Here is a 10102-nt window from a genome sequence, read left to right as displayed (position 1 = left end):
TATCCGCCCAATCCGGTTGATGCTGGAGCGTCAAGAAATGATGGTTGCGTGAGAAAGCGGATACTTCAGGACCGACGAAACCGGCTTGGTGAGATAACCCACGGCACCCTGCCGCTTGCCCCAGACGCGGTCTGTCTCCTGGTCCTTGGTGGTGACCATGACCACCGGTATATGCGATGTTTCCACATCGCTGGTCAGTCGGCGCGTCGCCTGAAAACCATTCATCTCCGGCATCACGATGTCCATAAGGATCACATCAGGCTGCTCTGCCCGGGCGACATTGATGGCCTCGTTGCCGTCTACTGCTTTCAGGACCGAATGACCTGCATTTTCCAGGGCCTTGCGAAACGTCTCCAGCGTACTGGGAGAGTCTTCAACCACCAATATACGGGCCATCAGAGTTCCTTTACTTGCTTGTTACAGGTCGATTCTAGCAAAGCTTCCGTAGCCCTCTCCAGAGATAATCGGGTCTCTGACGCTGATCAAAAGGGTTGCAGTCACAAATCTGGCAAAAAAATCACACTATTTTGCGAATTAGAACACTGTTCTCCCCATATTTTTACAGTGGTCGGTGTAATATAGTCTGTACAATGACACGCCACTGAGCCATTCCCTGAATGTAAGCGGATGACAACAACTATGAATCAATCTGGCCCGGAGAGGCGTCGAGCAAGGATCTCGCGGCAACAGATTCTGGAAACCGCCTCCCACTTGTTGCAGGAGCACGGGGCCCGGGGCGTATCCATACGGAAAATCGCCAGCCTGATACCCTGTGCCCCCCCGTCCATCTACTACTACTTTACCAACAAGGAGGACATCCTTGATGCACTGGTAGAAGTACCGCTGGGCGAACTGATCGAAGCATTGGACCGAGTGCGCCTGAGCAGCTCGGAGCCGCAGGCTATCCTTATGGCCTATGCACGGTTCTGGCTGGAACGGCGCAGTCAGATGTCCCTGCTGTTTCTGCCGGGCCACTGGGGCCAGCAATCGCTATTCCGCCATTATCGGTATCGGCAGGTCGAGGCTCTTATTGAGGAGGCGCTGGGGGGTGACCCTCTGCGTGCAGAGGGCTATCTGGGTCTGGTCAACGGGCTACTCTTCAAGATCCAGAATTCGGACTTCCCCACCGAACGCGCCATTCAGATGGTCGACCAGACCTTGAAGCGCGTCCTCTGAGCCAGCGCGTGCAGCGCGCTTTGGCTCAGCTGCTGGCTTTCCGTCTTGACTGAACCGACTCGGGGGGCAGCGCAGGTGCTTCCAAGCCCAGACTCTCCCTGATCACCTCGCGGCTGTACTCCGCCAGTTCCCGGCGCTGTGAACCGATTCTGGTAATCGGTTCCGGGGCGAACAGCGTGATGTCCAGCCTCTTTTCTCCCAGCAACTGCCAGAGATTGCCCAGCAGAGTCTGCCCGTCCGTATAGGGCACGGACGGATGCGGTTGCGGCTCGTGGTCGTAGCGTATCGCCAGCGGAATGACGGGTTGCTCGAGCGCTATGGCGGTCGAGAACAGGCGCGGGTGGAAACGGCGCAGATAATGACCCGGCCCGGTTGTGCCCTCGGGGAAAAAGATGACCCCATGGCCCTCGCGCATGCGCTCGGACATGGCCTGTGCCAACTGGCTGGACTCACCACCACCGCGACGGATGAACAGGGTGCCGGCCTGTGCGGCCAGAAAACCGATCACCGGCCAGCGCCGCACTTCGGCCTTGGAAACGAAGTGGACAGGTGCCTGGCTGCCTATGACCACAATGTCCAGCCATGAAATATGGTTACAGATCCACATGCCCTTCCGTGGCTCGATGCTGCCGACGACATGCACATGGGCGTTCATGGTGCCGAGCAGCCGACGATACCACCAGGCCGCCACCTTCAGGGTGGTGTCCATGCTGGAGATGCCGAGACGACGGGGCAGCCAGAGTCCCAGCGTCAGCAGCAGGCCCAGTACTACCAGCACTGCGAAAATGACAAACCGAACCAGGCGTCGCAATAAGATCATGCGGCGGAGTTTCCTTCTGTATCAATAATGGGCGCCAGTATACCTGAACCTGAAGGTCCTTTGCGGTTTCCCGATGAATCGGAATGGCCCAGGACACTAGCAAACCCACTGACCAGAGCCGAGCCGGAATGATACCCTGCAATCATACGCGTGCACTATGCGGTGTACAGCAGACGAAGGACGATAGATAAAGATGGTGTCTACCTTCAATACGGCGTCGATCAGTGTCGAGACCGCCTGGCAGATGCTGCTGGGTATCGTGGCCGGCAACAGTGATCCGAACCTGAAGCCCGGCCCAGACGGTATCTGGACGCTGGCAGCCGAGGCCAGATCCCGGCTCAGCGCGGAGGCGGAACAGTTGCTGGATCTGTATCTGCCGCTGTGCAGAGCGCCGGGCACGGCCTGGGTGATGGGCCAGCTCGGGCAGAGTCTGGATGGCCGCATTGCCACCTCGAGCGGTGAGTCGCGGTACATCAATGATACCGCCGGTATCACCCACTTGCATCGGCTGCGGGCACTGGTTGATGCGGTCATTGTCGGCGCCGGCACCGCACAGGCGGATGATCCGCAGCTGACTGTGCGTGCAGTGCCCGGGTCCAACCCGGTGCGGGTGGTACTGGACCGCAGTCGATGCCTGCCGGATTCGCTGGGGCTGTTCACCGATGCGGCGGCACCCACGGTGCGGGTGGTGCATGCCACGGGCACAGAGCCAACAGAGCAGGAGGGCAGGGTAAAAGAACTGGTCCTGCCAATGGGCAATGACCAGGCCGGTGCCGAGGCAGATCTGATCGCCGCGCTGCAGGGACTGGGTTTGCACCGGATTCTGGTCGAAGGCGGCGGGCTGACGGTGTCCCGCTTTCTCGAAGCCGGGCAACTCGACCGCCTGCACCTGATCGTAGCGCCAGTCATCCTCGGCTCGGGGCGGCCCGCCTTTACCCTGGCACCGCTGGATCAACTGGACGATGCACTGCGCCCGGATTTTCGGCGCTTCGAGCTGGGCCCGGATACGCTGTTCGATCTTTCCTTCGACTGAGCCAGGGTCTCGCCCAGCACGGTCAGCAAGCCCGGCAGACTGGACAGCAGGATCAGCACCCCATACAGCATGGACAGCGCCACGCCTTCGGCGGCAGGCAGGCCCGCCAGCGGCCAGAGCAGTGCCGCCACGCCCTCCCGTACTCCCCAGCCTGATACCGTGAATGGCACCAGCATGCCCAGCAGGACCAGTGGAATCAGCGGCAGCAGGGTCAGCGCCGGGGTACTGACCCCAAGGGCCCGGGCACAGAGCAGAAACAGCAGCAGGTAGCTGCCCACCACGGCAAGTGATGACAGCCCCTGCCAGACCACCACCGGCCAGCGCAGCAGTGCACGGCCGGCATCCTCACGCAAGACGGTACCCAGGCGCTTCAATGCCGGCAGGCGCAGCCGTTTCAGGGCGGCGGCCATCGCCAGCACCAGTATCAGCAGGGCACCCAGAATCGGCAGTTGCTCCCCCGCCATCTGCAGCAGGGTGTCGGCGACCTGACGCCCGCTGACGGTGGCCAGCAACAGGACTGCCAGCAATGGCAGCAACACCAGTTGCCCGGACAGCCGCTCGAGCATGACGGCACGGATGGCGGCGCCATACTGACGTCCGGAGGTCGACAGACGGACGCCATGGCGCAGACCTCGGGCTACATCCCCCATGACACCGCCGGGCACAACCTGATTGACCAGGGTGGACAGAAAATAGTCGGCCACGGCGCGGCGGAATGACAGCCGCAATCCGAGCTGGCGGGCGGTATACCACCAGCGTCCGGCCGACAGTACGATCTGCAGTGCACCCACCAGCAAGGCCAGACCAAGCCAGCCGGGGTGCAGTGTGGCGAACTGGGCCAGCAGGGCCTCGGGGTCAATCCACAGCAGGACCAGAACCAGCAGACCGATAGCCACCAGCCATTTCAGCAGGGGTTGCCAGCGCACGGCGACGGTCATCATTGTGGTTCGGGGGGCAGCGCCAGCAGATCGGTATGACCCACCTGCAGCGTGCACTCCGGGCTGCCGGCCTGTTGCAGGTGCTGCTGTGCCCAATCGGCAAAGGCCTTGGCCCGCTGCGGTCGCTGTTCGCTGGCCGCGTCCTGCCAGCCCAGAACCAGACCGCGCTGCAAAGCCGCGTGCTGTGGTGGTACCGTCCAGGGGCTGGGGGCCGTGCTGACGCGATAGCCTGCAGCCTGCAGTCGGGTCTGCAGGGCTTCGGTTGCCTTCGGGCCCAGGCCGGCTCCGAATGGACCACTGGCCTGCTGGTGTTCGTTGAAGGCCTGGCGCACCTCTGCATCCAGCGGATGGGGCTGACTGAAGGCGAATTCGCCGTTGTAGCTCAGGGTGACCAGCAGCGCGGCCTGACGGTGTTGCAGGCCGCGCACCAACTGGTCCAGCCAGGGTGCGGCGACCAGATCGATCAGTGCCGAAGCGGTGACCACGCCGGTGTCCGTGTTGAGCAGGTGCTGCCAGGTGCCCGGGTCACGCAGGTCGGCCTCGATGGTGTTGAAATGCACCGGGCCATGATCGCGGTCGCGGCTGCCGATACTCAGCCGCGCCGCGTCGCTGAGCAAGCGCTCGTCGTGGTCGACCAGCGACCAGCTCTGCGGGCCGGGCAGCAAGGGGGCCAGATAGCGCAGATTGGAACCGCGACCGCAGCCCAGGTCAACCAGCTGCAGTGGTCCTGAGCGGTCGGTCTGCTCCAGCCAGGCTGCCAGTTGCTGACTGAGCGTCATGGCCCGGGCGGCGTGATCCACAGGTTCGCGCAGGGTCAGCCAGTCGGTGTCAAAGTGGTCGCGGATGGCGCCGGGGCGGGTGTCGGTCATGGCAGTCTTCATTGCAGGTTCGTGGGCTGTGATGGGGCCGGCGCCAGCGACGGCTGTGCCAGCAGGTGTTCGACCGCGTGCACAAAACGTTCGGCTGCCTGCGGCCAGTCGGCCAGGCGCGCCGCCTGAAGACGCGCGCCCGCCCGCAGAGTCTGATAGGGCTCGGGCTTCGACAACAGCTCGGCCAGGGTTGTTTGCAATGCCATTACATCGCCGGGCGGCACCGTGGTGCCTGCGCCAACGGGCAGGGTGTCAGGCAGGGCGCCCCCTGTTGTGGTCAGCACCGGCACACCGTGCCGCACGGCTTCGGTGATTACCATGCCATAGGTTTCGAAATGCGACGGCAGCACCAACAGGTCCGCCCGTGCATACCAGTCGGTCAGATGCTCCGGCGGCAGGGCCCCGGTCAGGGCGACTCGATGCTGCAGCCCATGCGACTGGAGCTGGCCCTGCAGGTGTCGCGCATAGTCCGGTGCCAGATCGGCACTGCCGACCAGCGTGCAGTGCCAGGACAGATGCTGCAGCTGTGCCAGCGCATCCAGCAATATGTCCTGGCCCTTGCGGGGTATCAGGTTGCCGACACAGAGCAGTTGCAGGCGGCCACCGGGTTGCTGGTCTACGGGCATGTCGGCTGGTGCCGGGTCTGTACCCGGCTCGGCAACCTGAATGCGCTGCACCGGCACTCCGTACTCGGTCATCAGCCGGGCACAGTAGGGGCTGGTGGTGATGACACCGCTGGCGTAGCGCAGGGCCTCGGTCTCGCGGCGGTGCCAGGCGGCCGCAGTGGCACGGGCCAGGCCGGTCTCGGCGGCCAGCGGCAGGTGCTCCAGCACCAGCAGGCGCAGGCGCTGTGCCTCCTCGGCCCAGACTTCGGGCAGTGCCGCATAGGCCAGACCGTCCACAATGACGATGCTGCCATCTTCCAGCGTGGTTAATGCAGCCCGAGCGCTGCGGGCGGCAGCGGTGTCGCCGGCCGGGAAGCGGCCATCCAGACTCTGTAACGGCACCGCAATGCCGCGCTCGGCCAGGGCCCGGCGCATGCGCTGGTTGTACAGGTGGCCGCCGGTCCACTGGTCCGGGTCGCCGGGTACCAGCCAATGCAGCGCCGGAATGGCCGTCTCAGCCATGCAGAGGACCCTCGTAGCTGGCCCAGGCGATATGGGATTCTCCCAGCGTGACTCTGAGGTCGCTCAGGCCCTTGCCTGTGGGGCCCAGTCGGCCGGCGGCGATGGCCTCGCGCATACGCTCGAACAAGGTGCGGGCCATGAATTCGGTGGTCGTATTGCGGCCCTTGAACTCTGGCAGTTCATCCAGATTCTGGAAATTCAGCGGCGCCAGCAGCTCCTTCAGTACCGTGCTGGCCAGGCCGATGTCGACAATCAGATCATCGTCGTCGAGGTCGGGCCGCATGAAGGTCATGTCCACCACATAGGTGGCGCCGTGCAGATTCTGCGCCGGGCCGAAGATATCGCCCTTGAAACTGTGGGCAATCATCAGATGGTCGCGGACGGTCAGTGCGTACATGGAATCTCCTCAGTAGTCGATACGGTGACAGAGCGCCGAACCGGGGTGCCGGCTAAGGCGCTGCAGGGTGGCGGGCAGGTCTTCGAAAGCACTGTGTTCGTTGATCAGGGCATCCAGTTCGGGCGCGACCAGCAGTGTCAGGGCCAGAGCCAGACGCTCGGAGTGCGTCCAGCGTGGCCGCTGCCGGGGCGCCACCTGTCCTACCTGGCTGGAAATCAGCTGCAGGCGGCGCGCGTGGAAGGCTTCGCCCAGCGGCACGCTGACTGCCTGCCGGCCATACCAACTCATTTCGATTACTCGGGCTTCCTGGCCGGCCAGTCCCAGAGCTGTGGTGAGACCGGCCGGAGCGCCGCTGACATGAAAGACCAGGTCGCGTTTGGTCCGGGCCTGGTCAGGCGTCGCAAACCGGCACCCCAGGTGCGTGGCCAATTCGGCGCGTTCGGGGTTGATGTCTATCAGTTCGACTTCGGTACCGGGCAGGCGCGCGCTCAGCCAGCCGAGCAGCAACCCGACCACGCCACCCCCGATGATGGAGATCCGGTCGCCGATGCGAGGGCCGGCATCCCACAGGCCGTTGACGGCGGTCTCCATATTGGCGGCCAGCACTGCCCGTGCTGCCGGCACCGCTTTCGGCAGCGGCAGAACGGCAGTGGCGGGCACCACATAGTGGCTCTGATGCGGATGCAGACAGAACACGGTCTGACCCAGCAGGCTCTTGGGCCCGGCTTCCACCAGGCCGACACTGGCGTAGCCGTATTTGACCGGGCCGGGAAAGTCACCCTGTTGAAAGGGTGCGCGCATCCGTTGGTATTCCGAAGGCGGCACCTGGCCATTGAATACCAGCGCTTCGGTGCCGCGGCTGATACCCGAATGCAGCGCCCGCACCCGCACCTGATCCGTGTCGGGTGGCGCCAGCGTCTCTGTACGCAGGGCGCCCCGGCCGGGCTCTTCAACCCAGAACGCCTGTGCTGTGGTGGCAGTCATAATACCTCGCCCTGGTCTGTGAATTCCTGGTCACGCCGGTCTGCTCATTGCAGATACGTTGGCCGGTTTCAGCTTAGATCAGACTGGCACGGAAATCAGGCCTGACCGCTTGCCTGAGGGCAGCCCGGCCTCAGCGCCAGAGATCGCGGATCGGCGTCTGCGGTGAAAAGCGCCACGCCACCTGAGCCTGCAGCAGTTCCGCCGAAGCCAGAGCATCCACGGTAGCATGATGCGGCGGATAGAACGGCAGATTGAAACGACTGCGGGCATCGGCCAGGCGGATGGATTTGGGCTGGTGCCCCAGAAACCGGCTCATGAAGCCGGGTACACGCTTGCGGTAAACGCGTGCCTCGAGTTCCATGGTATCGACGACCGGGAATTCCAGTCCGGCGCCATAGCAGCGCTGCGCCGCGTGGTACAGGAACAGTCGTTCGATGGCCCGATAATGCACCACCACAACCTGACCGCGCAGCGTCGTCAAGAGTTCAGGCAGCACCTGGCTCATGGGCGGCGCGGCGGCCAGATCGGCATGCGTGATCTGGTGGATCTGTACCGATTCGGCCGACAGCGTTGTTTCCGGCTGCACCAGCCACTGCCGGCTTTCACCCCAGCGTATGCGTGCCAGTGAAAAGGGGACCAGGCCGATGCTCAGTATGCTGTTCTGTTCCGGGTCGATGCCGGTGGTTTCAAGGTCCAGCGCCGTGAATGGTACCTGCTCCAGAGGCGTGTCCGGCGCCACGGCGCCGGCACTGTAGAAAGCCTGCAGATCAGGGGACTGTGCCTGGTCGGCCAGTGTCGTCAGGCGCTGGGACCAGTCCGGTACTTCGACCTGTTGGTGTGCTGGCCGGAACATGGTCAGCGCGTGCTCTGGGGGCGATAGCGGAACTTGAGAAAGCGCTGCGCATTGCTCAGTACCTGAAAGGCATCCTTGAGGTTGCGGCGTTCGAAACTGGACAGCTGCTCCGGATCAATGTTGTTGACGGGCTCGCGTCCGGCTTCGATGTCCCGGGCCTGATGGCGTATTCGCACCAGCGAGATGAACTCCAGGGCATCACGCAGGTCACTGGCGGCCTGGGCGGTCAGAAAACCGGCCGCCACGGTATCTTCCAGGCGGCGAAATGAATTCTGCGCGCGCGAGCCACTGGCCAGTGCATGCACGCGAATGACGTCCACCAGCGGGGCGGTGCCCCGGCGCTTGAGGTTGATGGAGTTGCGATGGCGGCCGCTTTTTTCCACCACGAAATCCTTGAAGAAACCGAGCGGCGGTGTGCGGTTCTGTGCATTGCGGGCCAGGCAGCCGAGAAAGCCGGGAGTCTTGCTGGCTTCGTCGGCGATCAGGGCCTGCAACTGGTCAGCCATATGGGTGTCGCCGTGTACGCCGTCCAGATCGAAAAATATGGAGCTGTTGAGCAGGGACTGGGCACTGGGTCGGCGAATCCAGTCGGTGAAGTAGTGCTGCCACACATGCAGGGGCTGGCGCCAGGTCGGATTGGTGGCCATGATGTCACCCTTGCAATAGGTGTAGCCGACGGTAGCCAGGCCGTCGCATACAAAGTGGGCCAGGGCTTCGAAGTAGGCATCGTGCTCGGCCGGTACAAAGCTGTCATCCAGTACCAGAGCGTTGTCCTGATCGGTGCGCAGGTACTGCTCATCGCGGGCCATGGAGCCCAGGGCCAGGAAGCAATAGGGCACGGGGGGCGGGCCGAGCTTCTGTTCTCCCAACTGCAGCAGATGCTGCTTGAAACTGCGGCCTATGGTGGCCATGGCGCTGCCGACCATGTGGGAATTGGCGTCTTCGTTGACCATGCGCACAAAGGACGCCTTGACCTCCGGTACCAGAGCCTGCAGGGCTTCGACACTCTGCTGATGGAAGATATTGCGCACCACGAACAGGCTGTTCTGCGTTTCGTGGCTGATGATGTCCGACAGGTCGATCAGACCGATCGGTTTCAGCCGGTGCATTACCGGCAGGTGATGCACGTTTTCGCGCAACATGATCAGCAGGGCCTCGAACAGGTACTGATCGTCCTGCACCGTGACCACATCCGACGACATGATGTCCCTGACCGGCGTATCGTACGGCAGGCCCTGCGCGACCACACGCCGGCGCAGGTCGCGGTCGGTGATGATGCCGGCCATGGCGCCGCCGGTGGTGCGGGGGTCGCCTTCGTCTCCCGACTCCGGTACCACCAGCACCGAGGACACATTCTGCTCGGTCATGATGGCGGCCGCGGTGCGAATATCGGCGCGCTCGGATACAGTAACCGGTGCGCGGGTGATCAGTCGGCCCACGCGGGTGGTCATCAGTTCGTTGCGACTGCCCTCGTTGGCTGTGGCCTGGCGCAGGCGGGTGCGGTCCTCTATTTCGACAAAGGTGGCAAAGGACCCCACCTGGTCAAACAGGGCCCGAAACAGATCGCCCGGAATAAAGTAGATCAGGGTGTCTTCCAGCGCCCGCGCCGGGAAGCGGACCATGCCTTTCATCAACAGACCCAACTGGCCGAATATCTCGCCCTCGCCGAGCCGGTTGTAGAGCTCCCCTTCGTGGCGGTAGATTTCGACACCGCCACTGCGGATATAGTGCAGATCTTCGATGGGATCGCCAGCCTGAAGAATCGTACTGCCGGCACGGAAATAGGCCACCTCGACCCGGCTCGCCAGCGTATTCAGCCAGTCGTCGGACAGCAGGCTGAAGGGCGGATGCCGCCGCAGGTGCTCACGAATGTCCAGTTGCTCAGCCTGCATGGTTTCGAATCTC

At 63.3% G+C, this 10102-nt stretch carries 11 protein-coding genes; 2 read left to right on the top strand and 9 right to left on the bottom strand.

Annotated elements, in window-relative coordinates; all coding sequences use genetic code 11:
• Nucleotides 1-30: 30 nt before the first annotated feature.
• Nucleotides 31-396, bottom strand: coding sequence for a response regulator (locus E4656_RS14630; protein ID WP_135484040.1), 366 nt, complete (start codon nt 394-396; stop codon nt 31-33).
• 243 nt (nt 397-639) lie between these two features.
• On the opposite strand from E4656_RS14630, the gene E4656_RS14625 reads away from it, so the two are divergent.
• Entirely contained in the window at nt 640-1176 is a 537-nt protein-coding gene (locus E4656_RS14625) for a TetR/AcrR family transcriptional regulator (RefSeq protein WP_167856077.1), read from the top strand.
• Nucleotides 1177-1201: 25 nt separating this feature from the next.
• On the opposite strand, the gene E4656_RS14620 is transcribed toward E4656_RS14625, so the two are convergent.
• Complete coding sequence (locus E4656_RS14620) at nt 1202-1996, bottom strand: lysophospholipid acyltransferase family protein (RefSeq protein ID WP_135484038.1); 795 nt, start codon at nt 1994-1996, stop codon at nt 1202-1204.
• A 193-nt stretch (nt 1997-2189) separates the two neighbouring features.
• Between E4656_RS14620 and E4656_RS14615 the strand changes: the two genes are divergently transcribed.
• Nucleotides 2190-3029, top strand: coding sequence for a RibD family protein (locus tag E4656_RS14615; protein WP_135484037.1), 840 nt, complete (start codon nt 2190-2192; stop codon nt 3027-3029).
• Here the strand turns inward: E4656_RS14615 and E4656_RS14610 are convergent.
• The 7 genes from E4656_RS14610 to E4656_RS14580 all read right to left on the bottom strand — a co-directional run bounded on the left by E4656_RS14610 (nt 2948) and on the right by E4656_RS14580 (nt 10089).
• Nucleotides 2948-3970: a lysylphosphatidylglycerol synthase transmembrane domain-containing protein gene (locus tag E4656_RS14610; RefSeq protein WP_135484036.1), complete on the bottom strand. Its 1023-nt coding sequence runs from the start codon at nt 3968-3970 to the stop codon at nt 2948-2950. The two genes, E4656_RS14615 and E4656_RS14610, sit on opposite strands and share 82 nt — an antisense overlap.
• Nucleotides 3967-4836, bottom strand: coding sequence for a class I SAM-dependent methyltransferase (locus tag E4656_RS14605; RefSeq protein WP_135484035.1), 870 nt, complete (start codon nt 4834-4836; stop codon nt 3967-3969). Before E4656_RS14605 ends, E4656_RS14610 begins: the two co-directional genes overlap by 4 nt.
• Nucleotides 4837-4844: 8 nt before the next feature.
• The gene (locus E4656_RS14600; RefSeq protein WP_135484034.1) at nt 4845-5963 is read right to left on the bottom strand and encodes a glycosyltransferase family 4 protein; all 1119 of its coding nucleotides are present in this window, start codon (nt 5961-5963) and stop codon (nt 4845-4847) included.
• Nucleotides 5956-6360 carry a 6-pyruvoyl trahydropterin synthase family protein gene (locus tag E4656_RS14595; RefSeq protein WP_135484033.1) on the bottom strand — a complete coding sequence of 135 codons (405 nt, stop codon included), beginning with the start codon at nt 6358-6360 and terminating at the stop codon, nt 5956-5958. The genes E4656_RS14600 and E4656_RS14595 overlap by 8 nt, the downstream gene beginning before the upstream one ends.
• Before the next feature lie 9 nt (nt 6361-6369).
• On the bottom strand, nt 6370-7344 hold the full coding sequence (locus tag E4656_RS14590; protein ID WP_135484032.1) for a zinc-dependent alcohol dehydrogenase: 975 nt from the start codon (nt 7342-7344) through the stop codon (nt 6370-6372).
• A 130-nt stretch (nt 7345-7474) separates the two neighbouring features.
• The gene (locus E4656_RS14585; protein ID WP_135484031.1) at nt 7475-8197 is read right to left on the bottom strand and encodes a 3'-5' exonuclease; all 723 of its coding nucleotides are present in this window, start codon (nt 8195-8197) and stop codon (nt 7475-7477) included.
• A 2-nt stretch (nt 8198-8199) separates the two neighbouring features.
• On the bottom strand, nt 8200-10089 hold the full coding sequence (locus E4656_RS14580; RefSeq protein ID WP_135484030.1) for a putative nucleotidyltransferase substrate binding domain-containing protein: 1890 nt from the start codon (nt 10087-10089) through the stop codon (nt 8200-8202).
• Nucleotides 10090-10102 lie beyond the last annotated feature (13 nt).

This window comes from Natronospirillum operosum (assembly GCF_004768465.1).
Taxonomy (GTDB): domain Bacteria; phylum Pseudomonadota; class Gammaproteobacteria; order Pseudomonadales; family Natronospirillaceae; genus Natronospirillum; species Natronospirillum operosum.
This window is presented reverse-complemented; position numbering and strand designations above follow the sequence as displayed.

Bases quoted from the DNA above. Each gene is read 5' to 3' on its own strand.
- E4656_RS14595 (WP_135484033.1), bottom strand. From the start codon at position 6,360: ATGTACGCACTGACCGTCCGCGACCATCTGATGATTGCCCACAGTTTC.
- E4656_RS14630 (WP_135484040.1), bottom strand. From the start codon at position 396: ATGGCCCGTATATTGGTGGTTGAAGACTCTCCCAGTACGCTGGAGACG.
- E4656_RS14615 (WP_135484037.1), top strand. From the start codon at position 2,190: ATGGTGTCTACCTTCAATACGGCGTCGATCAGTGTCGAGACCGCCTGG.
- E4656_RS14625 (WP_167856077.1), top strand. From the start codon at position 640: ATGAATCAATCTGGCCCGGAGAGGCGTCGAGCAAGGATCTCGCGGCAA.
- E4656_RS14620 (WP_135484038.1), bottom strand. From the start codon at position 1,996: ATGATCTTATTGCGACGCCTGGTTCGGTTTGTCATTTTCGCAGTGCTG.
- E4656_RS14605 (WP_135484035.1), bottom strand. From the start codon at position 4,836: ATGACCGACACCCGCCCCGGCGCCATCCGCGACCACTTTGACACCGAC.
- E4656_RS14585 (WP_135484031.1), bottom strand. From the start codon at position 8,197: ATGTTCCGGCCAGCACACCAACAGGTCGAAGTACCGGACTGGTCCCAG.
- E4656_RS14590 (WP_135484032.1), bottom strand. From the start codon at position 7,344: ATGACTGCCACCACAGCACAGGCGTTCTGGGTTGAAGAGCCCGGCCGG.
- E4656_RS14610 (WP_135484036.1), bottom strand. From the start codon at position 3,970: ATGATGACCGTCGCCGTGCGCTGGCAACCCCTGCTGAAATGGCTGGTG.
- E4656_RS14600 (WP_135484034.1), bottom strand. From the start codon at position 5,963: ATGGCTGAGACGGCCATTCCGGCGCTGCATTGGCTGGTACCCGGCGAC.
- E4656_RS14580 (WP_135484030.1), bottom strand. From the start codon at position 10,089: ATGCAGGCTGAGCAACTGGACATTCGTGAGCACCTGCGGCGGCATCCG.